This is a genomic window from Falsihalocynthiibacter sp. SS001 (assembly GCF_042445055.1).
Classification (GTDB): domain Bacteria; phylum Pseudomonadota; class Alphaproteobacteria; order Rhodobacterales; family Rhodobacteraceae; genus Falsihalocynthiibacter.
Genome location: NZ_CP170339.1, coordinates 2,132,988 through 2,154,415, shown reverse-complemented (window position 1 = coordinate 2,154,415; position 21,428 = coordinate 2,132,988). Strand labels below are relative to the sequence as shown.

At 55.4% G+C, this 21,428-nt stretch carries 20 protein-coding genes and 1 pseudogene; 11 read left to right on the top strand and 10 right to left on the bottom strand.

The window, feature by feature from the left end:
• Positions 1-47: 47 nt before the first annotated feature.
• The 4 genes from ACFE33_RS10275 to ACFE33_RS10260 are packed head-to-tail and all read left to right on the top strand — an operon-like array spanning position 48 to position 3,502.
• Positions 48-953: a metal ABC transporter substrate-binding protein gene (locus tag ACFE33_RS10275; RefSeq protein ID WP_380052975.1), complete on the top strand. Its 906-nt coding sequence runs from the start codon at positions 48-50 to the stop codon at positions 951-953.
• Complete coding sequence (locus ACFE33_RS10270) at positions 946-1,821, top strand: manganese/iron ABC transporter ATP-binding protein (RefSeq protein WP_380052973.1); 876 nt, start codon at positions 946-948, stop codon at positions 1,819-1,821. Before ACFE33_RS10275 ends, ACFE33_RS10270 begins: the two co-directional genes overlap by 8 nt.
• Entirely contained in the window at positions 1,818-2,678 is an 861-nt protein-coding gene (locus tag ACFE33_RS10265; RefSeq protein WP_380052971.1) for a metal ABC transporter permease, read from the top strand. Before ACFE33_RS10270 ends, ACFE33_RS10265 begins: the two co-directional genes overlap by 4 nt.
• Positions 2,675-3,502 carry a metal ABC transporter permease gene (locus ACFE33_RS10260; RefSeq protein WP_380052969.1) on the top strand — a complete coding sequence of 276 codons (828 nt, stop codon included), beginning with the start codon at positions 2,675-2,677 and terminating at the stop codon, positions 3,500-3,502. Before ACFE33_RS10265 ends, ACFE33_RS10260 begins: the two co-directional genes overlap by 4 nt.
• On the opposite strand, the gene ACFE33_RS10255 is transcribed toward ACFE33_RS10260, so the two are convergent.
• On the bottom strand, positions 3,499-4,071 hold the full coding sequence (locus ACFE33_RS10255) for a TetR family transcriptional regulator (protein ID WP_380052967.1): 573 nt from the start codon (positions 4,069-4,071) through the stop codon (positions 3,499-3,501). The genes ACFE33_RS10260 and ACFE33_RS10255 overlap by 4 nt on opposite strands.
• 116 nt (positions 4,072-4,187) lie before the next feature.
• Here ACFE33_RS10255 and ACFE33_RS10250 point away from each other — a divergent pair, with 116 nt between their 5' ends.
• Positions 4,188-4,646, top strand: coding sequence for a (2Fe-2S)-binding protein (locus ACFE33_RS10250; RefSeq protein WP_380052965.1), 459 nt, complete (start codon positions 4,188-4,190; stop codon positions 4,644-4,646).
• A gap of 1 nt (position 4,647) precedes the next feature.
• Positions 4,648-6,891 (top strand): molybdopterin cofactor-binding domain-containing protein, encoded by a 2,244-nt coding sequence (locus tag ACFE33_RS10245; RefSeq protein WP_380052963.1) that lies wholly within the window; start codon positions 4,648-4,650, stop codon positions 6,889-6,891.
• Between the two features lie 42 nt (positions 6,892-6,933).
• Here ACFE33_RS10245 and ACFE33_RS10240 read toward each other — a convergent pair whose 3' ends face one another.
• Positions 6,934-8,250 carry a DEAD/DEAH box helicase gene (locus tag ACFE33_RS10240; RefSeq protein ID WP_380052961.1) on the bottom strand — a complete coding sequence of 439 codons (1,317 nt, stop codon included), beginning with the start codon at positions 8,248-8,250 and terminating at the stop codon, positions 6,934-6,936.
• A 504-nt stretch (positions 8,251-8,754) separates the two neighbouring features.
• Here ACFE33_RS10240 and ACFE33_RS10235 point away from each other — a divergent pair.
• Positions 8,755-9,702, top strand: a complete 948-nt coding sequence (locus ACFE33_RS10235) for a GGDEF domain-containing protein (RefSeq protein WP_380052959.1) — start codon at positions 8,755-8,757, stop codon at positions 9,700-9,702.
• A 106-nt stretch (positions 9,703-9,808) separates the two neighbouring features.
• Here the strand turns inward: ACFE33_RS10235 and ACFE33_RS10230 are convergent, their stop codons facing one another.
• Entirely contained in the window at positions 9,809-11,104 is a 1,296-nt protein-coding gene (locus tag ACFE33_RS10230) for a type II toxin-antitoxin system HipA family toxin (protein ID WP_380052957.1), read from the bottom strand.
• Positions 11,101-11,433: a helix-turn-helix domain-containing protein gene (locus tag ACFE33_RS10225; protein ID WP_380052955.1), complete on the bottom strand. Its 333-nt coding sequence runs from the start codon at positions 11,431-11,433 to the stop codon at positions 11,101-11,103. The genes ACFE33_RS10230 and ACFE33_RS10225 overlap by 4 nt, the downstream gene beginning before the upstream one ends.
• 303 nt (positions 11,434-11,736) lie before the next feature.
• Here ACFE33_RS10225 and ACFE33_RS10220 point away from each other — a divergent pair, with 303 nt between their 5' ends.
• Positions 11,737-12,225 carry a GFA family protein gene (locus ACFE33_RS10220; protein WP_380052953.1) on the top strand — a complete coding sequence of 163 codons (489 nt, stop codon included), beginning with the start codon at positions 11,737-11,739 and terminating at the stop codon, positions 12,223-12,225.
• A 90-nt stretch (positions 12,226-12,315) separates the two neighbouring features.
• Here the strand turns inward: ACFE33_RS10220 and ACFE33_RS10215 are convergent.
• The 3 genes and pseudogenes from ACFE33_RS10215 to ACFE33_RS10205 form a co-directional block, all read right to left on the bottom strand.
• Positions 12,316-13,341 (bottom strand): annotated as a pseudogene (locus ACFE33_RS10215) (arylsulfatase); the annotation flags it as partial.
• Positions 13,342-13,413: 72 nt separating this feature from the next.
• Complete coding sequence (locus ACFE33_RS10210) at positions 13,414-14,682, bottom strand: sulfatase-like hydrolase/transferase (RefSeq protein WP_380052951.1); 1,269 nt, start codon at positions 14,680-14,682, stop codon at positions 13,414-13,416.
• A gap of 273 nt (positions 14,683-14,955) precedes the next feature.
• On the bottom strand, positions 14,956-15,756 hold the full coding sequence (locus ACFE33_RS10205; RefSeq protein WP_380052949.1) for a glutathione S-transferase family protein: 801 nt from the start codon (positions 15,754-15,756) through the stop codon (positions 14,956-14,958).
• A 302-nt stretch (positions 15,757-16,058) separates the two neighbouring features.
• Here ACFE33_RS10205 and dusA point away from each other — a divergent pair, with 302 nt between their 5' ends.
• Both dusA and ACFE33_RS10195 read left to right on the top strand, forming a co-directional pair.
• On the top strand, positions 16,059-17,111 hold the full coding sequence (dusA, locus tag ACFE33_RS10200; RefSeq protein WP_380052947.1) for a tRNA dihydrouridine(20/20a) synthase DusA: 1,053 nt from the start codon (positions 16,059-16,061) through the stop codon (positions 17,109-17,111).
• A 32-nt stretch (positions 17,112-17,143) separates the two neighbouring features.
• On the top strand, positions 17,144-17,968 hold the full coding sequence (locus tag ACFE33_RS10195; protein ID WP_380052945.1) for a sulfite exporter TauE/SafE family protein: 825 nt from the start codon (positions 17,144-17,146) through the stop codon (positions 17,966-17,968).
• On the opposite strand, the gene ACFE33_RS10190 is transcribed toward ACFE33_RS10195, so the two are convergent.
• From ACFE33_RS10190 to ccmI, 3 genes are read right to left on the bottom strand one after another with little or no spacing between them, the layout of a single operon-like run.
• Positions 17,965-18,195: a DUF1289 domain-containing protein gene (locus ACFE33_RS10190; RefSeq protein ID WP_380052943.1), complete on the bottom strand. Its 231-nt coding sequence runs from the start codon at positions 18,193-18,195 to the stop codon at positions 17,965-17,967. The two genes, ACFE33_RS10195 and ACFE33_RS10190, sit on opposite strands and share 4 nt — an antisense overlap.
• Positions 18,192-18,665, bottom strand: coding sequence for a Holliday junction resolvase RuvX (gene ruvX, locus ACFE33_RS10185; RefSeq protein WP_380052941.1), 474 nt, complete (start codon positions 18,663-18,665; stop codon positions 18,192-18,194). Before ruvX ends, ACFE33_RS10190 begins: the two co-directional genes overlap by 4 nt.
• On the bottom strand, positions 18,662-19,927 hold the full coding sequence (gene ccmI, locus ACFE33_RS10180; RefSeq protein WP_380052939.1) for a c-type cytochrome biogenesis protein CcmI: 1,266 nt from the start codon (positions 19,925-19,927) through the stop codon (positions 18,662-18,664). The genes ruvX and ccmI overlap by 4 nt, the downstream gene beginning before the upstream one ends.
• A gap of 229 nt (positions 19,928-20,156) precedes the next feature.
• On the opposite strand from ccmI, the gene ACFE33_RS10175 reads away from it, so the two are divergent.
• Positions 20,157-21,404: a sarcosine oxidase subunit beta family protein gene (locus tag ACFE33_RS10175; RefSeq protein WP_380052937.1), complete on the top strand. Its 1,248-nt coding sequence runs from the start codon at positions 20,157-20,159 to the stop codon at positions 21,402-21,404.
• Positions 21,405-21,428: the final 24 nt, after the last annotated feature.

Sequence of the window (21,428 nt, the reverse complement as noted above, 5' to 3'; positions counted from 1 at the left end):
TGGTTCTCATAAGCAGATCGTAAGTAATTTGGATTCTGAGGTAAATTATGCACATTCGAACGGTTTTCGTGACAGCAACGGCACTGGCGACGCTAGGCCTTGGTGCGCCCGTTTGGGCGGCGGATAAGTTCAAGGCGGTGACAACTTTTACGGTCATTGCGGATATGGCCAAGAACGTAGCAGGGGACACCGCAGAGGTTGTCTCGATCACCAAGCCCGGTGCCGAGATCCACGGCTATCAGCCGACGCCGCGTGACCTGATCAATGCGCAGGATGCGGATCTGGTGTTGTGGAATGGCATGAACCTTGAGGTGTGGTTTGAACAGTTCTTTGGCAACCTCAGCGGAATTCCAGAGGCGGTACTGACCGAAGGCATCGACCCCATTGATATCCGTGAGGGTGATTATAAGGGGCGTCCCAACCCGCACGCATGGATGTCGCTCGATAACGCAATGATTTATGTGGATAATATTGCTGCGGCCTTTGCGGAACATGACTCCGAAAATGCCGAAACTTATGCGGCCAACGCCGCCGCTTACAAAGAACAACTGGCCGCAGAAATCACTCCCTTGCGGAGCGCAATTCAAGCAATCCCAGAAGAGGAGCGTTGGCTCACGAGTTGCGAGGGGGCGTTTAGCTATCTGGCGCGTGATTACGGCATGAAGGAGCTTTACCTCTGGCCGATCAACGCGGATCAAACAGGAACTCCGCAACAAGTGCGCAGCGTGATTGACCAAGTGCGCGCGAATGACGTGAAGGTCGTTTTCTGCGAAAGCACCGTTAGTTCCGATCCCGCCAAGCAAGTCGCCCGTGAGACGGGGGCGGCCTTTGGCGGCGTGCTCTATGTCGACAGTCTGACCGAGCAGGATGGCGCGGTCCCAACGTATATCGACCTGCTGCGCGTGACTTCCGAAACCATCGCGCTTGGTCTTGCGGGGACGCAGGATGAGTAACGCTCCGAATTCGGGAATCTGCGCGCGGAATGTAACGGTAACTTATCGCAATGGCACCACGGCACTGCGCGATGCGAGCTTTGAAATCCCAACAGGCACCATTGCCGCATTGGTCGGCGTAAACGGCGCTGGGAAATCGACCTTGTTCAAGGCGATCATGGGCTTTCTTCCTGCGGCGAAGGGCGAAATAACCATTCTAGGTCAATCGGTTAAAGAAGCTCTCAAGCAAAATACAGTTGCCTATGTCCCGCAGGCGGAAGAGGTCGATTGGTCCTTTCCGGTTCTGGTTGAGGATGTCGTAATGATGGGCCGCTATGGCAAGATGGGGTTCTTTCGGAGGGCCTCTGCCGAGGATCGGCGTGCCGTGACTGAGGCTCTTGTGCGGGTTGGCATGGAAAAATATCGCCACCGTCAGATCGGCGAGCTTTCGGGTGGCCAACGCAAACGCGTATTCCTTGCGCGCGCATTGGCGCAGGATGGCCGAGTCATCTTGCTTGATGAGCCGTTTACCGGCGTGGATGTTCAAACCGAGGACGCGATTATTGAACTTTTGCGAGAGTTGCGGGCAGAGGGGCGCGTTATGCTCGTTTCGACCCACAACTTAGGCTCGGTTCCGGAATTCTGTGATCGTACCGTTTTGGTGAAGGGCACAGTGCTTGCTTACGGCCTGACCGAAGAGACATTTACCAAGGATAACCTCCAAGACGCATTTGGCGGGGTACTGCGGCATTTTGTGTTGGAGGGCAAAGACTTGCACGACGATGATGATGAACGCTCGCTCACCATTTTAACCGACGACGAGCGCCCATTCGTCACCTACGACGACCGCGCACAGCTTGCTGCGGATGCCAAGGAGGAGACCGAGTGATCGAGACGCTGCTCCTTCCATTTTCCTATGGATACATGACCAACGCGATGTGGGTGAGCGCCCTCGTCGGCGGCGTGTGCGCGTTTCTTTCTGCGTTTCTGATGCTCAAGGGGTGGTCGCTTATTGGCGATGCGCTCAGCCATTCTATCGTTCCGGGTGTGGCGGCGGCCTATATGATTGGTTTGCCCTTTGCCTTTGGCGCGTTTCTGTCTGGTGGATTGGCGGCGGGCGCGATGCTTTTCCTCAATAATCGCACAGGGTTAAAAGAAGACGCGATCATCGGAATTATTTTTACGTCCTTCTTTGGGCTTGGGCTGTTTATGGTGTCGCTCTCACCCACATCGGTCGACATCCAGACGATTACTATGGGCAATATCCTCGCCATTACACCCGCGGACACGCTTCAGCTTGCCTTGATCGGGGGCATCTCGCTGCTTATTCTCTTGGCCAAGTGGAAAGACCTGCTGGTTACGTTCTTTGACGAAAACCATGCGCGTTCGATCGGGTTGAATACGGGTGCTCTCAAAGTCTTGTTCTTTACGCTCTTGTCGGCGTCCTGCGTTGCGGCCCTCCAAACCGTTGGTGCGTTTCTGGTTATCTCGATGGTCGTGACACCGGGCGCGACGGCATACTTGCTGACAGATCGCTTTGGCGTTTTGTTGGTGATTTCGGTGGCAATTGGCGTGGCTTGCGCGTTCGTCGGGGCGTACATCTCGTTCTTTCTTGATGGCGCGACGGGAGGGATTATCGTTTCACTACAGGCGCTTGTGTTCCTCTTTACATTCTATTTCGCACCCAAGCACGGAATGCGCGCGGCGCGGAGGCGGGCCGCGGCGGCGATTGGAGAGGCACCATGATGCAAGAGTTGCTTCTACCGTTTCAATTCCCATTCCTTCAGAACGCATTCTACATCGTGCTGATCGTTTCGGTGCCGACGGCGATCCTGTCTTGCTTCTTGGTCCTCAAGGGGTGGTCGCTCATGGGGGATGCCGTCAGTCATGCGGTTCTGCCGGGTGTGGTGCTTGCGTATATCGCGGGCATACCGTTGATGATCGGGGCGTTCGCGGCGGGGATGACCTGTGCTTTGGCGACGGGCTACCTCAAAGATAACAGCCGCGTTAAGCAGGACACCGTGATGGGTGTTGTGTTCTCGGGGATGTTCGGCTTTGGCGTCGTGCTTTACACCAAAGTGCAAAGCGAAGTGCATCTGGACCACATCCTTTTCGGCAACGTGCTGGGCGTAGGGCCAGAAGACCTCTGGACCGCTGGGATTGTGTCGTTGCTGGTGTCGTCGATCCTGTTGATGAAATGGCGCGATTTTCTGCTTCATTCGTTTGATCCCGCACAGGCCCGCGCTTCGGGGTTGCCCGTTGGGTTCCTGCACTATGGGATGCTTGCGCTCTTGTCGCTCACGATTGTTGCGACGCTCAAGGCAGCAGGGATAATTCTCGCGATTGCGCTGTTGATCTCACCGGGCGCGATTGCGTTTCTACTAACGAAACGCTTTGAATATATGATGCTGATCTCGGTGGCTGTGACGGCCTTTTCGATGTGCTTCGGCGTCTATATCAGCGTGTTCCTCGATAGCGCGCCTGCACCGACAATTGTGCTCGTTCTAACGGTGATATTCATTGCGGCTTTCATCGCCACGCAAATCCGTAACGCCCGCGCGACGGCCTAGGCGTTGATGATCGCCTGAAGGGAATTGGCCAAAAGCTTGTGCGTATGTTCGTTGGCGTCCAATGCACGGAGCTGAAATACGCGGCGCATCATGTCGAACCCCATTAGCATAGCGGTCAGCAATCCCGCCTTGGTAGCACAGATGTCAGGGTCCAGATCGGGGAGCTTGGCTTGCAAGAGGTCACAAAACCCCGTTTCCAGCGCCTCGGCGATGACTTTCACCGATGTTTCGCTTGAGGTTGAGCGCAGGATCGCCAGAGTCGGATCATAGCCCTCTTTCTTGACGGGATGAGACAGGAAATAATCGCTCATCCGATTGCCAAAATCGGCCATGTCGCCTGCGAATATCTGTTCCAGATCCAAGTGATCGACAATCGCAGCCTTGAACAACCCGTCTTTGGAACCGAAATACCGATTGATAAGCGCCACGTTCACGCCGGCCAGTGCCGCGATCTCTCGCAGGCCAGCGCCGTCATAGCCGCTGTCGGTGAAAACGCGCCGCGCAGCGACCAAGATTGCCTCTTTGGTGGTGGAAGCGTTACGCTTTTTGGAAGGCGGGGAAACGTTCATGCAGGTCAGTAGCTTTGTAAACAGGTGTTGACTTGTGATTGATGCTAAGTAAACATGTGATTACTATTAGCACGCGTTGCGAATTCTAACAACCTGAGATCGCGGGAGAAACAGGTATGAGACTTGTTGTGAACGGAACACCACATGAGGTGAATGTCGAAGAGGACATGCCGCTCCTGTGGGTTTTACGGGATGAATTGGGGATCAAGGGGCCGAAATATGGCTGCGGAATCTCTCAATGTGGAGCTTGTTCGGTGCATATTGATGGCGAGTTGGTGCGGTCCTGCTCAATTGCCGCGATGGATGTCGAGGGCGAAGTCACCACGATTGAGGGGCTAGGCACGCCCGACGCGCTTCATACCGTACAGCAAGCGTGGATTGATCATCAGGTTGCGCAATGCGGATACTGCCAATCAGGACAGATCATGGCCGCCGCCGCGCTATTGTCCGAAAACACCGAGCCGACAGATCAGGAAATCGATGACGCAATGAACGCCAATCTTTGCCGTTGTGGCACTTACCCGCGTATTCGCGCCGCTGTCAAAGCCGCTGCCAAACAGATGAAAGGTGCCTAGTATGAGCCGCCTTGGAAAAATCGCACGTCGTACGTTTTTGATCGGATCCGCCGCCATCGTCGGGGGCGTGGCGTTTGGCTATTATCAGTACAAGAAACCGGTTGAGAATCCGTTGCTCGATGATCTGCCTGATGGGGCCGCCGCGCTCACGCCCTATGTGCGCATTGATGCGGATGGCGTAACGATTATTACGCCGCGCGCGGATTTGGGGCAGGGAGCCTATTCAATTCAGGCGGCGTTGGTTGCCGAAGAGTTAGATGTCGCATGGCAGGACATAAAGGTTGATCCAGGCCCGCCAAGTCCCGCCTATTTCAACAGTGCAGTTCTGGGTGAAGGATTGCCCTTTGCGGCGACGGATGATGGATTTGTTGCGGTCAATGCGCGTGCAGTTGCGGGTGCCGTTGGCAAAATCATGGGCGTGCAGATTACGGGCGGTTCATCGACAGTTCCGGATGCCTATGAGAAAATGCGTGTTGCGGGAGCGGTCGCGCGCGAAACCCTTAAGGCCGCCGCTGTTCAGCAAACGGGCGTTGCTCTTGCCGACCTCAAAACCCAAGACGGCGCGGTTATTCTTCCTGACGGGAGAGAGCTTGCTTATACCGAGCTTGCACCGATTGCCGCAACGATTGAACCCGTCAAAGAAGTCACGCTGCGTCCAGAAACCGAATGGAAATACTTGGGCAAAGAAATGCCGCGCCTTGATGTTGTCGCCAAGAGCACCGGCACGCTGCCCTATGGCATTGATCTCGAGATGGAGGGAATGGTCTATGCCACCGTGCGCACCAATCCCCGCCGTGGGGGCGTGTTGAACAGTTATGACGCGACGGCGGCTGAAGCCGCACGCGGGGTGCTCAAGGTGGTGCCTGTTCGTGGCGGCGCGGGTGTGATCGCCGATAATACGTGGCGGGCCTTTGCTGCTGCGGATCTTATTGAGTTTGACTGGGGCCCAGCAAGCCACCCCGCCGAACAAGACGAGATTTGGGCGGAGGTCGAGGCATCGTTTATTGCCGACCGAGAGGACAGCCAGCTAAAGGATGAGGGCGACGTTGAAGCCGAATTCACCAAGGGCGATACGCTAGAGGCCAGTTATCGTATTCCGTTCCTCGCGCACGCTCCGCTAGAGCCCATGAACGCCACGGTTCTCTATGAGGACGGGCGGCTGGATGTCTGGACGGGTACGCAAATCCCGTTGTTCATGATCGCAAATATTGATCGAGAATATGGGCTTACCGCCGAGAACATCCAAATCCATAACCTCTATTCGGGCGGGAGTTTTGGCCGTCGGCTTGAGGATCAATACGTTCACCAAGCCGTTGAACTGGCAATGGCACACCAAGGCGTGCCGATCAAAATGACATGGTCCCGCGAAGAAGACATGACGCATGATTTCCCGCGTCCGCTTGCAATGTCCAAGGCGCGCGGTCGTGTAGAGAATGGCGCGGTTACGGGCTTTGACCTCGGGATTGCGGCACCTTCGGTTACATCGTCCCAGATGTCGCGCCTCGGGATGCCTGTGATGGGGCCTGATCTGATGATTGTGGCAGGGGCATGGGACCAACCGTTCGATATTCCGAACTATCGAGTGACGGGATATCGGGTGCCAGAGATGGTTCCGATCAGTTCGTGGCGTTCTGTCGGGGCGTCGGGCAACGCGTTCCTGCATGAGGGCTTTCTCGACGAATTAATCCACGCCGCAGGGGCGGATCCACTAGAGGAGCGTCTGCGCCTTTGTTCGCATGACGTCTCTCGCAAGGTTCTGGAGGCCGTAGGCGAAATGTCCGATTGGGGAAGCCCAATGGCCGAAGGGCGCGGGCGGGGGCTGGCGTTTACGCTTTCGTTTGGCGTTCCTGTTGCCGAAGTCGTCGAAGTAACGAATACCGATGATGGCATTCAGATCGACAAGGTTTTCGTTGCGGCGGACGTGGGGCGCATCCTTGATCCGATTAACTTCGAGAACCAAGTTCAGGGCGGCGTCATATGGGGGTTAAGCCACGCGGTGATGTCCGAACTAACCTACTCAGACGGGCAGCCAGAGCAGAATAACTTTGATGGTTTTGAAAGTATGCGCATGTTCCAAGCGCCCGAGGTCTTCGTGCGCGGTCTGGAAAATGCCAGTAAAATCCGCGGCATCGGCGAACCCGCGGTTCCACCTGCGGCGCCTGCTTTGGCCAATGCCATTTTTGCGGCAACTGGACAGCGCATTCGCGAGATGCCGCTGCAAAGGCACATAGACTTCGTTTACTGAAATGAAAACGCCCCGTGATATTCTCACGGGGCGCTTTTTTGACTAGTGCGCTGCGGCTTTGCGCTTTGCACCGGACCGACGCGCTTTGCCGCCACCACCAAAGGATGGCTTGCCGCCTGCGCTGTTTGGTTTGGCGCTATTGCCGCGACGTTGTCCGCCGCCACCGCCACCAGCACGACGACCACCGCCAAAGCCGCGACCACCGCCGGGTTTCTTGGCAGGGGTTTCGTTTTCCCATGCACGACCACTTGCGATCGGAAGTGCACTGCCGATCACTTTCTCGATGCCACGCAACTCGCCCATCTCTGCGGATGAACAGAATGCAACGGCCTGTCCTGATGCACCAGCACGCGCGGTACGACCAATACGGTGAACATAGTTCTCGGCCACATTGGGCAGATCATAGTTGTAAACATAGGCAACGCCCTGAATGTCGATACCACGAGCCGCAACATCGGTCGCCACCAGAACGCTGATTTCACCGGCTTTGAATGCCTTGATCGCGCGGTCACGTTGGCCTTGGCTCTTGTTGCCGTGAATGGAGCCCGCGTCAAAACCTGCGGCACGCAAACTTTTCATCAGCTTCTCGGCGCCATGTTTGGTGCGCATGAAAACAAGTGAAAGCTCGCCCTTATGCTCTCCAAGGAGTTCAACCAACAGGCTTTGCTTCGCATTCTGAGCGACGTAGTGCACAGATTGCGTAACTTTGTCAGCAGTTTTGCCCGGACGGGCGACCTCAACGCGAACAGGATCGTTCAGATACGCGCGCGAAAGCTCGTTCATCTGCTTGGGCATCGTCGCCGAGAACAGCATTGTCTGACGCTCTTTGGGCAAGAGGGGCGCGATGCGGCGCAGCGCGTGAATGAACCCGAGGTCGAGCATTTGGTCGGCTTCGTCCAGCACAAGATAGTGCGTTTTGCTTAGGTTTACCGCGCGGCGATCAATCAAGTCGATCAAACGGCCCGGTGTGGCAATAAGCAAATCCAACCCGCGCGACATCATCTCGATTTGGCGATTGATGGAAACACCACCCACCACGAGGCCAACCTTGATATGGCTCCCTTTGGTGAAGGCGCTTAGGTTGTCCGAGATTTGCTTGGCCAACTCGCGTGTCGGCGCAAGGATAAGCCCAGCCGCGTGTTTTGGCGCAGGCTTTACGCCAGTTTTGGTGAGCGCGTGGATTAGTGGCAAGCCAAAGGCCGCCGTTTTACCCGTACCCGTTTGGGCAAGGCCCATAACATCGCGACCATTCATCGCGTGGGGAATGGCTTGGGTTTGAATAGGTGTTGGTGTCTTGATGCCCAATTCGTCGAGCTTCTTAACAAGGCGAGGCGCAAGCCCCAGCATGTCGAAATCCATTAGATTGTCCTTTCGCGGAACATATCCGCAAACAAAGCACCGCCCGCAGGCGTGCTCAAAATACATATGCGCTGGGCCAATGGGACCAGCGGCGGCGTTAGGGTTGCGTTTGAAATCAAAAGCCAGACCGAATATCGGCCCCTGTTCAAACGGCGGCCCCCCCGCGTGATGTGGGAAACTTTTTGCTTACACCGCGTGTGTCGGTTTTCGACTCTCTGCTCACGCGGCAGAACGCTGGTGTAGGGGGTACTTGGTGTATCGCTGATGGAAAGTCAAGTGGAGTAGTTGATGGTGACAATTTTGGCGTGATGAATAAATTGATGTGCAATCTATGCGCGAGTGTGCTCTTTACGCTAAGGAAACAATCAATCGAATTGGATAATGATATAAGTATGCTAACCTATGCGGGTTCTCGGATTCTTGGTCTGCGAATGTAGGTAAATTTGTTGAGTGTTATACGATGGGAGGTTCTCAGTCCCAGACGTAGTTTATGAGGAGATGAGAATGAACGCTGACGCTGTGCATCTAGAGACCACGCTTCAGGCCCATGCAGGTGCCGCCATCCTCATAAATGATTCCGGTGATATCGTCGCTGCGAATGCCTCCGCTAAGGCGCTTGATTTAGGGGTTGGAGCATCCTTTGCTGCGCAGTGTCAGGATCCCGAGGCAGCACAACATCAGATTTCTGATATAGCGCCCGCGACAGGTCTGCGCCTCTTGTCACTACGCCTTGCGGGAAACGAGGATATGGCGCTGATCGTCAGCCGCGTAAACTCCCAGACCGAAGAGGGGCTGACCCTTGTGCGGTGTGAGCTGCCCCGCGACTTTGTCGAGACCTTCAACAAGATGGCGCTTGAGCTAGAGCAGCTTAACCACAGCGTTGATGCCGAGCGCCAGAAGCGCCGCGCGCTCGAGATTGCAAATGCCAACCTCACCGAGGAAGTGCAGCGCGATTTCAAAACCTCTCTGTTGACGCAGGAGGGGCTTAATCTAGCGCTCCAAGAGCGGGCCAATGCCGCGCCGAATATGCCGGTGGCGATGATCTATCTCGATATCAACAACTTCAAACAGATCAACGATCAATATGGCCATGGAGCAGGGGATAAGGCCATCGCGGCTGTCGGGCAGATCATACGTGACAATCTACGCAAAACCGACCTCGCTGCGCGCCTTGGGGGCGATGAGTTCGCGATCGTGCTGAATGACGCGAAAACTAGCGATCAGATAGACGGATTTGTGAAGCGGCTGAATGTGTCGATGGAGAATCCGATCACATATGACGAGCCAACCACGGGGCGCACCCACCAGCTATACCTGAGCTTCTCTGCCGGAGTTGCCGTTTATCCAAGCGATACGACAGACATAACGCTGCTATCCTCCTTCGCTGACCGCGCGATGTACGCGGCCAAGGCAAACGGACAGCTCATTAGCATCTACGGCCAAGACGACTAGTTAGCGCAATGGCTGTGTCTTTGGGCTGAGTATGCAAGGGAAGGAGCGCGCGGAAACGGCCGTCTGTTGCCGAGAACATTACCGCGATCCGCGCTAATGGGACTGATCACCAATTTAGTCGCAATGTTCTCAAAACGTGGTCCTGAATTCCGGAGGGCACTCCTAACTCTTCCGCCTTCGCTTTCCATCCTGTAAATGCGTCGACGGTTTGCTCCAAAATCTGCTTATAAGCGCCCCGCTTAATACCAGCATAATCCGCAAGGTTCTTGAGGTCGTCTAGAGTGAAATCATTTACCTTGTTCGAGAGTCGAAGCTGATGATTGCGCGTGAAATCACTGCCTTCGGAGTGACAAAGATCATAGGCTGGACTAAGTGACCATTGTCCATCACGATCCATCATGAAACCGAAGTTTTTGACGTGGTCATCCTGATTGCAGCCCACCAAATTGAATACGACACGACGAAATTGCTCCTCCATCAACTCAGCAGTCATCGCCAGTTTTTTCATAAGGAGGAATAGCTGTTCATAGGAGTATTGCCCGCTGTTGTAATAGTCGTAATGTGCAAGCGCGCCAAAGGTTTGCACAAACTTCTTGCCACCTTTTTCGTCTCGGTCAAAGCGCCGCGTCATGAAGTGGTTCCGACCATTTTCCTTAAACAAACGACATTCCATCATCTCAATGCCGCAGGCCTTCGCCATTTCGTAGTAGCTATATTCCAACAGCCCATAGCCCGCAGGGTCGGCCACGCCCCAATCTCCGTTGAATTGGACACCATCAAATTTGATCAGCCAGTGCTCAAAGCCTTCCTTCAGGTTCAACTGCCCCGAGCGTACTTGCTTGGTGTCAGGATTATACGCAATCACGGCCTTGGCTCTGGCTCCGCCCGCGGAGGTTCCCACGGCAAGAATATCTAACAGCCCCTTGTCGTCCACGTTATTAGACAGCTTTGCGTCCATGTTCTCAGATCGAGCAAAAGCCATGGACGCCAGTTCGGTTAGCTCCGCGACCTGAAGGTCTTCATCGCGTTCGTTTGTGATGTGGTTCGCGGGTTTGAACTCCAGCGCGCCCATTCCGCGCTGACCTGTATAGCAAAGACGATCAACGGCATTAAAATCGTCTGCCGACCGTCCTCTGGAGGCCAGCCAAACGTTGATTAGGCTATTGCCGAACTTATCCGGCAGGCTATCTGCCAACAGCCCCGGCATTCCGTGGAACGCACGCGTATCCAATCCGCGAAACTGATAAATGTTGCGCGCGATGGCGGGCATGTGAATTGGTGCCAGTTCAACGCCCATCTGGACAAATGAAGGTTCATATTCGAAGCGCGCGAATTTTTCTCCTGCGTCCATAGAGACATAGCCTACAGTGGTTCCCCACAACTCTACGGTTGCCGTCGTCATTGCTCATCTCCCCAACGCCTCTTTCCATTGTTGGGCAGGGTTTTCGGCTTCCGTTTTCTGCTGCCTTTGACCTCCTGCAGCGGAGATGAGTAATTCTCGGGTAGCAGCCCATCCACGCCTGCATCCATGTTCAAAGTCATCAGGACGCGAATCCAGCTTGTCAATTGACCGGCAGAGCCGGACTCCATGCGTTCGAGGGTGGCTGACCCGATCCCCGATTGCTTCGCCAACTCGTCCCGTGAGAGACCTTTTTGCTCGCGAATGCTGCGCAGGCGGCGCCCCAGTTCCTCTAAGATGATTGGAGTTGGCGTTAAACTGTCTACCTTCAATTTGTCACTCCTGATAAGATTTTAGTATAATTGGCGCAATTTATATCACTAATGATAAATAATAGATGCGGATGCGGAACGCAAGCGCTTGTATAAAAAATTTATCATATATGATAAAGTACGGGTCATAATTAGGTAAATATCATCAATTGTGATGATGAATAATGGTGCGCAAACAAGGGCCGCTATTCGTACAAACAAAGTTTCGAATGCAGGAACGGAACCAATAGGCGTTACCTGAAGTTGATACCGTCCCGCGACTTTGTGCTATGGTCAGAAATCTGAGGGGGAAAGGGTGCTAAAATGACGCTTGCTCAAGGTGGATGCCTTTGTGGAGATGTGAGGTATGCGGTCAGTCGTCAACCTTTACGAACGACAATGTGTCATTGTAAATTTTGCCAGCGTGCGACGGGCGGAGCGTACTTGGTTGAGCCTGTATTCAATAGCGCAGACTTTGCGGTAATTCGTGGCACGCCCAAGCGCTATACGCACGTTTCCGAGGGAAGTGGTAAGCAAGTGCATATTCATTTTTGCGACACCTGCGGGACGAAGCTGTACCTGACTTTTGAACGTTTCGAAGGCGCCGTCGGTATCTATGGCGGGACATTTGATGACCCTAACTGGCTCAATATTACGCCAGAGAACTCCAAGCATATCTTCTTGGGAGTGGCGCAGAAGGGCACGGTAATCCCGCCGCATTTCAACACCTTTGATCAACACGCGACCGAAAATGACGGTACCCCGAATGAACCAACAGTATTTGATGCGCCTCATATCATCGGTGAAACCTAGGACGGGCACATAGAGCGCAGAACAGCCCATCGCCAATGTGATCATCGTTCGGACGGCAACCAGATTGCCGTCCGAATGTAGCCTGCCGTCTTACTTATACGCGACCCTGAATTGGTCGATTTTTCCGTTGAACGCGAACGGTTTACGATCGAAATAGGCTTCGGACACAGGGGAATAGCTATCCCGACCTACGTCGAAGGCATCGTTCGCCGTAAAGGCCAGCGGGGCAGAGCGGGGGACCGTTCCATTGGCCACCTCCGCGCCGTTGATGCGGATGACCACGTCTAGCGGTGCAGCATGATCATCGCTGGTCTTGGTCGTTTCCACCTCAATTGTGACCTTTCCGGTTGGAAGTGGATCGGTGGTGGCGATCTGGGTGCGCTCTATCTCGAACAGGTTGTATTCATAGGTCAGCTTGCCCTGATCGACCCAAAGCGAGAGGCCGCCAGAAAACGCGCCCAGCGCATAAAGTACGCCCTCGGAATCCTCTGACAGTTCCGCTTCGATGGTCACTAGGTTGCTACGCGCGCCGACCTTGGGCGCGGTGAACTCAGGAACGCCAACGACCTCTTGCGTATAGGTGAACTCGGTTGCGGGATTGGATGGCGCGTCTTCGGGATGGAACACGATCGACCACAGCCCACCACCGATCGGGAAAACCTTGTTTTCCTTCGCCGTGGCTCGGAATGCCTCTTTTAGGGCTTCGGTTTTGTCCGCATGTTCATCAGCAAGGTTGTGCGCCTGCGAATGATCTGTGGTCAGGTCATGGAGTTCCCATGTGTCGTTATCGGGTGACCATTGAAAGATGGCGGGGTCCACACCGGGCGTCCAAGGGGTGCGCGGACCAAAGACCGAGGCGATCCATTCGTTTTCATAGTAGCTGCGGCTGCCCATGACCTCGAAATACTGGCTTGGCTTCTGTCCTTCGGCATCGGGCGCGTCGAAGGTATACGTCAAGCTGACGCCATCCAGAGGGTCTTGGCTGATGCCGTCCACGGTTTCGGGCGGAGTGATATCCAGCACGTCATAGATCGTGGGAACGATATCGTTTACGTGATGAAACTGCGGCCGTGGCGTGGTGTCAGGGGTGATCCGCTTGGGCCAGGAAACGATGAGCGGCGTTCTGGTCCCTCCAAAATGCGCAGCAACGAGCTTGGTCGAGCGATAGGGCGTTGACCCTGCCCAAGCCTAGCCAGCGTGGTACATGTTATCCGCCTTGTTCGATCCCAGCACATCTAGACCGCCAAGTTCGTTCATCGCCTTGATGTGATCCTTGATTTCTGTGCTGATCCCATTCTGGGAGAGAAGCTCACTGATCGTCCCGTTTTGCCCTTCGGCGCTAGAGCCGTTATCGCTCCAGACATAGAAGATCAGCGTATTGTCACGAACGCCCATTTCGTCGAGGGCATCCAGCAATCGTCCTGCCTGTGTATCGGCGTGTTCGGTATAACCTGCGAAAACCTCCATCAGACGCAGTTGGAAAGCGCGTTCGTCTTCGGGAATGTCATCCCAAGCGGCAAGGCTATCGGGACGTGCGGTCAGGTCTGTGTTCTCGGGGATCCAGCCGAGTTCTTGCTGATTGGCAAAGATTTCCTCGCGCAGCTCGTCCCAGCCATCGCCGAACCTTCCTTTGTATTTGTCGGCCCATTCCTTGAAGATGTGGTGAGGCCCGTGAGAGGCACCTGGCGCCCAGTAGACCATGAAAGGACGGTCAGGCGTCAGTGCGTGAACCTGCTTCATCCAGAACACCGCTTTGTCGGCGATGTCTTCGGTGAAGTGATAGCCTTCTTTGCCAAGCGAGGGGTCAAGCCGATTGGTGTTCTCGACGACCGCCGGTTCCCATTGCGAGGATTCCCCCGCTAGAAACCCATAGAAATAGTCGAACCCGATGGCTTCACCGGTGGGCCAATTGGTGTAAGGGCCCACGGCCGTTGTTTCGTTCGCAGGCGTATTGTGCCATTTACCAAAGGCAGCCGTGGCATAGCCATAATCACTTAGGACCTTAGCGACAGTGGCAGAGGTACGAGGAATGCGCCCAGTGTATCCGTCCCAATCATTTGCAAGCTCGGCGATTTGCCCATTGCCGACACGATGGTGATTGCGCCCCGTCAGAAGTGCCGCACGGGTAGGAGAGAACATAGCAGCATTATGGAAGCGGCTATAGGCGATGCCTTCTTGTGCCAATTCATCGAAAGTAGGAGTCGTGATCGGTCCGCCCAAAGTATGGGGTAGAGCAGGCCCGACATCGTCAAGCATGATAATGACGATATTGGGTGCGTCTTCGGGTAGATGCGATTTCGCGGACAGCGGGCTGTAGGTAGACTCCGCAATGGTCGGACCCGCCGTGCTACCGGATGGTTTGGGCGGGAAGGGCAGAGATTCTTGCACCACCGCAGCGCCCGTCGTGATGAGCGTAGCCGCGCCCAAGCATAGCCAAGTCGTAGTTCTCTTGATCATCGGTCTTTCTCCATATTGATCCGTCGTAAAATCGACACTTGGTATTGTGGTGTTCAAAATACGTGCGCGGCGCCGTCGCCATAAATGCGCCGAGACCCCGGTCATCGGTAAGGCATTCTCGTTTTTCGCAGACTCGCAATTAGGGGCAGCTAAACTAGTGCCAAAGACCTGTTCGAGTTGCGAGGCAGGGGTAATTCTCCCCGCGTGACGTTAGGTTAGACCAAGGCTCATGCGCGACAAACAACTATTTTAGAAACAAGCACCGCCGACGGCTCAGGCGATCAGGCCGAGTTCGCTATCGGTGGCTGTTCCGGCATATTTGTCCTTTGGCGGCATCGGTCTTGATTGCCAATGGGGCTCGAAAACAAAGCTTGAGACGCTACGCCCTTCAGGTAGCGCGCCATTTCCTGCGCCAAGCGCGTAGTCGTAGTAGAGCTTTACGATCTCTTCTTCGGTCACCTGAGTTGTGGCAGGGTGGGCCATGCACGCTTCGCGCCACGCCCGAACACGGTCGTAGTCATTGCCTGACGGCAGCTCGAAGTCCTCATAGTAATCAAGGAACCAAAACCGTTTGAACATTGGAGTAAAGACAGCCTCTGCCAAACCGAAATCCTCGAACAGGTACGGGCCTTGCGGGTTCTGATCGACAAGGAAATCATTGATGTCCCGATAAAGTGCCAGCAGCTTGTCCAAACGCTCTTCCCGACGCGCGCGGTCTTGGTTCATGACAAAGAGATACCCTGCCATCGTAAAGGGGCCCTCACGGGCGATCAGCATCGATTCAATCGCGTGCTCCACTGGATCGCTTCGGCGCAGCATGGGGCCGTCCACAGCCTCATCGAGATACCGTAGGATCACAAGGCTCTCTTTCAAAATGCGTCCATCGCTGGTTTCAAGAACTGGCAGCGCGGTCGTGCCACGGGTTTTGGCCAAGAGCTCAGGGTCGCGTGGCTTGGTAATGTCCACGACTCGAAATTCGACTGCATCCTGTTTTCCCCGCAGGGCCAACATAATCTCCAGACGTTGTGAAAAAGGGCAGACGGGGATGTGGTAAACGATGTGCTTTTTTGTCATTTGATCACTCCAGTTAAGGGGCAGTGAAGGCGATACTGTTCCGCTTAGCCTACTGCGCAATTGCCCGCGTGTCATCGGGGATGCAGTAGAGCTATGCCGCCATGTCCACAGGGCGACAATTAGGACAAAGAGTAGCGATTGGCGTGCGAACTCAAACTATATGGCCGAGGGCCAGTTCGACCGTGCTTGAATTAGCGCTCTGGAACTTGAGGGGAGAAAAGTGCTACACGGCGCCGTCGGTGCTACAATCTGGAGCACTGCATCTAATAACGGCGCTAAATCGGGTCGAGACGAGGAAAATCATGACGACGGCGAATTCGAAAAACCAAGAAACATCAGGGTTTTCTGAAGTGCGGAGAGCCGCGCGCCTATCCGTGGCTCCCATGATGGATTGGACGGATCGGCATTGTCGGTATCTACATCGGCTATTGTCCCGACATACGCTGCTTTATACGGAAATGGTGACTTCGCCTGCGTTAGTGCGGGGGAATGCGTTGCATTTGTTGCGCTATGACGCGAATGAGCATCCCGTAGCGTTACAGCTTGGCGGCTCGGACCCTGCGGAACTGGCGCAGGCTTGCGTTATGGCAGAGGATCACGGCTACGATGAGATCAACCTGAACGTCGGTTGCCCCAGTGATCGCGTGCAGTCTGGTTGTTTCGGTGCCATCCTGATGGAGAACCCGAAGCTTGTGGCCGAATGTGTGGCGGCAATGCGGGACGCGTGTAATGTCGAGATTACAGTAAAGTGCCGCATCGGAGTGGATGACCAAGAGCCAACCGAGGTTTTGCCAGACTTTCTGACACAGGTTTCGTCGGCGGGAGTAACCCGTTTTCAGATTCATGCGCGCAAGGCGTGGCTTCAGGGGCTCTCGCCCAAGGAGAACCGCGATATCCCTCCGCTGGATTATGACCTTGTGCTTGCGATGAAACAGCAGTTCCCCGAATTGCACATCTCGATCAACGGCGGGATCACCTCGCTTGATCAGGTCGAGACATTCCTTACTCAGGGGCTTGATGGTGTGATGATCGGGCGGTCTGCATATCACTCGCCTGCGGATATCCTCTGTGCTGCGGATGGGCGGATTTACGGAACAGGTAGTACAAGTGACCCCATAGAGGCCGTACACCAAATGATCCCCTATATCGAACGTCATATCGCAGAGGGCGGACGTTTGGGACAGGTCACGCGCCATATGCTTGGGCTGTTTACGGGCCGTCCCGGTGCGCGCGGATGGCGGCGTGTGCTCTCTGAGGGGGCACCAAAGGATGGGGCAGGACCAGAATTATTGCTCGAGGCGCTTGACCGCGTCACAGGAGGCGATATTGCTGTGGGTGCCCATACCAGCGCGTAACCCGCTCTGATTATTCCATAAAAGGACAGAATATGAACGATCTCCTCCAGTACCTGCCTGTATTGGCGCTTTTGCTTGTGATTGGTGGCTTTGCTGGTGTTATGGCGGGGTTACTTGGCGTAGGCGGAGGGATCATCCTTGTGCCAGCGTTCTTTTATGCGTTCGATGCGCTGGGCTATGGTGGCGATCAACTGATGCAGGTTTGCCTTGCCACGTCTCTTGCGACCATCATCGTGACATCGATGCGTTCGGTTGCAAGCCACAACAAGAAAGGCGCAGTTGAATGGGATATCCTCAAGAAATGGGCGCTGGGCATCGCGATTGGTGCGATCTTGGGGATGCTGACGGTTTCTTCGCTGCGCTCAACCGTGCTGCAGGGGATATTCGGCGTTCTCGGGATATTTATCGGCCTGTATATGGCGTTCGGCAAGACAACTTGGCGCTTGGGGGATGAGATGCCCCGTGGCATCAAACGCATGGTGCTTTCGCCGATTGTTGGCTTTTTGAGCGTTCTTATGGGAATTGGTGGCGGGAGCTTTGGCGTGCCGCTTATGAGTTTGCATGGGATTGCCATTCACCGCGCGGTTGCGACGGCTGCTGGCTTTGGCGTGATAATCGCGTTGCCGTCCGTGATCGGGTTTCTATTCGTGGACATTGCCGCCGATAGCGCACCGCCGTTTACGCTTGGGGCTGTGAATATTCCTGCGTTTCTTGTGGTGATCTCAATGACGCTCATTACGGCACCGCTCGGCGCACAGCTCGCGCATCGGTTGGACGCCAAGATGTTGAAACGGATTTTCTCGGTATTTCTGATCGTGGTTGCGATGAATATGTTGCGCAAGGCGCTGGGCTATTAACCTCGGCTCATGCGTCCTGCGCGCCCACCGCGGCGCTTCTTGAGGAGTGACGCGCGTGGAGGCAGGGCGTCTAGGACGGCCTGACGCTCCTCGGCGCTCATTGTGCCCCACTGAGCGATTTCATCCAGCGACCTAAGGCACCCAGTGCATATTTTGGCTGTTGGATGCACCACGCATATCTTGATGCATGGCGATTCCGGCTCGTCGCGTTTCCAGTCGGCATTCATGGGCGTTTCACATTCTGAAGTCGGTCCAGCACCCCCTGAAGGATGAACCCAGCGGCCACATGGTCAATCACATCAGCACGTTTTGCACGCGATACATCCGCCATAAGCAGCGCACGCTCGGCCGCAACGGTCGAGAGACGCTCGTCCCAGAACGTGATCGGCAATGGCGTCAGCCGCTCAAGATTACGGGCAAAGGCGCGGGTTTTCTGACAACGCGGACCTTCGCTCCCGTCCATATTGCGCGGCAGCCCAAGCACAATGCCGCCCACTTCGTTCTTGGTAAGTAGCGCCAAAAGCGCCTCGGCGTCTTGGGTGAACTTCTTGCGGCGGATGGTTTCCAGTGGGGTTGCGATGCTCTGCATCCGATCCGAGAGCGCCACGCCGATTGTTTTGTCACCGAAATCCAACCCTGCAAGAGGGGCCATGCGCGGCACTTCGGCGGCGTATCCCTCGATGTCGTCAATAATCATTCTGTGACTCTTTCTTCGAGGCCCGCCTCGACGCCCGATTGGTAGATGAGCTGACTGTCGCGTTCACTGTCGGCAAAGCGCTCTTTGGCCGTGGCATAGGTCTCACGAACCACTTCGTCGTTCCCAAGCACGCTATTGGCGCGGATATACTGCGCCCATTCTGCGGCACTTGCTTCGCCCGTTTCAAGTTTCTCACCAAGGCTTGCAACCATCCCGAGGATCATTTCCTGACGTTCCTCTGGTGTCATGGCTTGTGCATCGGCGACTTGCTCGGCAGTTGGGCCAGCTGTGCTTCCATCCATAGGAGCGGCGGCCTGTTGAGGTTGTTCGGCGCTAAATGATTGCCCCGCAAAATAAGCGATATCGCCAAAGTTGCGGCGGACGTCCTGCATCCACGGTGTGTTAATGTTGTCCATCTCCATCAGCGGCGCCCAAAGCTCGTAGGTCACGTCCGGGCGGCGGGTCTGGGCAAACATCAGGCCCATGTAGTACCGCGCCTCGGCGATGTGGGGATCGCGGCGTAGAACCTCGTTCCACAGGGCTTCTGCCTCGGGAGAGATTTCACCGTTTGCGCCATATACCATGATACGCGCAAGCAGGATCAGATCGTCAGTCTCTGCTTTCTCTGGCCCCGCAAGTTCCACAACCCGCGTTTGTGCGCGACGTGCCGCGGCGAAGTTGCCAAGGTTGGCCTCTTGTTTCGCCAAAAGCCGAAATCCAACCGCATCGTCAGGGCGGCTCTCGAGGGCAGTGCGAAGCTCGTTGATAAGTTGGTTGTCTGCCTCGCTCACATCGGCGGTGCGATCAGGAGCGGCGTGTTCCAGCTCTTCTTGTGGGCGGCGGTTATCATAGAGCGCCTTGGCGTTTGCATAGCGCTGCGCGAGCGGTGCATCTTCGCGCGCATTGGCGCCCAGATCAGCATAGAGCGCGCCACCAACCACGAACAAGAGCACAACAAGCGCACCAGCCGCGCCATAGGTGGCATATTTGGGAGCAGGCTTGGACGCCACTTTCTCTTGTGCGCGCTTGTCTGCCTCAAGCAAGCGGCGAGAAACCTCAACCTTGGTGCGTGCGGCCTCATCCGCCGAGAGCGTCCCTTGCGCTACATCGCGATCAATTTCGGCCAACTGGCGCTGATAGAATGCGACATCGCGCGAAGTCGGCGCGTCTCCGTCTTTGGGGGTGTCACGCTGTAGCAGGTTCTGGATTACATAGACCGCGCAAAGGCCTGTAATCACTGCAATCGTCAAATAGAACCACATTGGCCGCTCCTTTTGTTGGCTTATGTCTAACGGCGTTTGCGGTGCTGCAAAAGGTACAAGTAGCCGCACGCCCCCATCCGAGGCCGAAAATCGGGCCAGATGTCGTAGATGTGAAGAAAACTGCCGCACGTCGTGCCTCAATGGCTTGGAATCATCGGCAGAAAAGGCAAGGATACGATATTCAATGTTTTCGGGGATTTCTCCACCGCCCAAATTACGGACGTTACTTATGAAACGCTATTCTGCCTTTGCCATCGCGCGTGAAGCCTTTCGATATCATACGGGCTGGGAACGTGCGTGGAAAAGCCCCGAACCCAAGAAACGCTATGATGTTGTGATCGTAGGGGCAGGGGGACACGGGCTGGCGACGGCCTACTACCTTGGCAAGAATCATGGCATTACCAATGTTGCGATCCTTGAAAAAGGTTGGCTGGGCGGCGGAAACACGGGCCGCAATACGACGGTTATTCGCTCGAACTACCTTCAGGATTCGTCTGCCGCGATTTATGAAAAGGCGCGCAGTCTCTACGAAACCATGAGTCAGGACTTGAACATGAACGTGATGTTCAGCCCTCGTGGTGTCCTGATGCTTGCGCAGACCCAACACGAGGTGCGCGGATACAAGCGAACCGCGCAGGCGAATGCTTATCAGGGTGTCGATACCGAATATGTTTCTGCGGAACGGGTTCAGGAACTCTGCCCGATGATTGACATCACGGGGCCGCGCTATCCGATCCTTGGCGCTTTGTGGCAGCCGCGCGGCGGAACGGCACGCCACGATGCGGTTGCGTGGGGGTATGCGCGGGCGTGCTCCGCGATGGGAATGGACATCATCCAGAAGTGCGAAGTCACGGGAATTTCGCAATCCCAAGGACAGGTAACAGGCGTTTCGACGACGCGTGGGGATATTGCCTGTGGCAAACTCGGTATTGCGGTTGCGGGCCACTCTGGACACCTCGCCGAGATGGCAGGGTTTCGTCTTCCGCTTGAGAGCGTCGCCCTTCAGGCCTTGGTGAGCGAGCCGATTAAACCGTGCATGGATGTGGTTGTGATGGCGAACACGGTTCATGGATATATGAGTCAATCTGACAAGGGCGAAATGGTGATCGGTGGCGGCGCGGATGGTTACAATAACTATACGCAGCGTGGCTCGTTCCATCATATCGAGGAAACCGTTCGCTCGTTGATCGAGATGTTCCCCGCGATCTCAAGGCTCAAGATGCTGCGCCAATGGGGTGGGATCGTTGATATGACGGGGGATCGCTCGCCCATTATCTCGACGACACCGCTGGGCGGATGTTTCCTGAACTGTGGCTGGGGAACGGGTGGCTTCAAGTCGATCCCGGGTTCTGGCTGGGCGATGGCGGACCTTGTGGCGCGCGGCGCTCCGGGGCCATTGGCGGCAGAGTTCGGGCTCGAACGTTTTGCCGAGGGGCGCTTCATTGATGAAAGCGTCGCGGCGGGGGTTGCCCACTGATGACACTAAATGACCGGAAAGACA

Bases quoted from the DNA above. Each gene is read 5' to 3' on its own strand.
- ACFE33_RS10275 (WP_380052975.1), top strand. From the start codon at position 48: ATGCACATTCGAACGGTTTTCGTGACAGCAACGGCACTGGCGACGCTA.
- ACFE33_RS10270 (WP_380052973.1), top strand. From the start codon at position 946: ATGAGTAACGCTCCGAATTCGGGAATCTGCGCGCGGAATGTAACGGTA.
- ACFE33_RS10260 (WP_380052969.1), top strand. From the start codon at position 2,675: ATGATGCAAGAGTTGCTTCTACCGTTTCAATTCCCATTCCTTCAGAAC.
- ACFE33_RS10255 (WP_380052967.1), bottom strand. From the start codon at position 4,071: ATGAACGTTTCCCCGCCTTCCAAAAAGCGTAACGCTTCCACCACCAAA.
- ACFE33_RS10250 (WP_380052965.1), top strand. From the start codon at position 4,188: ATGAGACTTGTTGTGAACGGAACACCACATGAGGTGAATGTCGAAGAG.
- ACFE33_RS10245 (WP_380052963.1), top strand. From the start codon at position 4,648: ATGAGCCGCCTTGGAAAAATCGCACGTCGTACGTTTTTGATCGGATCC.
- ACFE33_RS10240 (WP_380052961.1), bottom strand. From the start codon at position 8,250: ATGGATTTCGACATGCTGGGGCTTGCGCCTCGCCTTGTTAAGAAGCTC.
- ACFE33_RS10235 (WP_380052959.1), top strand. From the start codon at position 8,755: ATGAACGCTGACGCTGTGCATCTAGAGACCACGCTTCAGGCCCATGCA.
- ACFE33_RS10230 (WP_380052957.1), bottom strand. From the start codon at position 11,104: ATGACGACGGCAACCGTAGAGTTGTGGGGAACCACTGTAGGCTATGTC.
- ACFE33_RS10220 (WP_380052953.1), top strand. From the start codon at position 11,737: ATGACGCTTGCTCAAGGTGGATGCCTTTGTGGAGATGTGAGGTATGCG.
- ACFE33_RS10210 (WP_380052951.1), bottom strand. From the start codon at position 14,682: ATGATCAAGAGAACTACGACTTGGCTATGCTTGGGCGCGGCTACGCTC.
- ACFE33_RS10205 (WP_380052949.1), bottom strand. From the start codon at position 15,756: ATGACAAAAAAGCACATCGTTTACCACATCCCCGTCTGCCCTTTTTCA.
- dusA (WP_380052947.1), top strand. From the start codon at position 16,059: ATGACGACGGCGAATTCGAAAAACCAAGAAACATCAGGGTTTTCTGAA.
- ACFE33_RS10195 (WP_380052945.1), top strand. From the start codon at position 17,144: ATGAACGATCTCCTCCAGTACCTGCCTGTATTGGCGCTTTTGCTTGTG.
- ACFE33_RS10190 (WP_380052943.1), bottom strand. From the start codon at position 18,195: ATGAATGCCGACTGGAAACGCGACGAGCCGGAATCGCCATGCATCAAG.
- ruvX (WP_380052941.1), bottom strand. From the start codon at position 18,665: ATGATTATTGACGACATCGAGGGATACGCCGCCGAAGTGCCGCGCATG.
- ccmI (WP_380052939.1), bottom strand. From the start codon at position 19,927: ATGTGGTTCTATTTGACGATTGCAGTGATTACAGGCCTTTGCGCGGTC.
- ACFE33_RS10175 (WP_380052937.1), top strand. From the start codon at position 20,157: ATGAAACGCTATTCTGCCTTTGCCATCGCGCGTGAAGCCTTTCGATAT.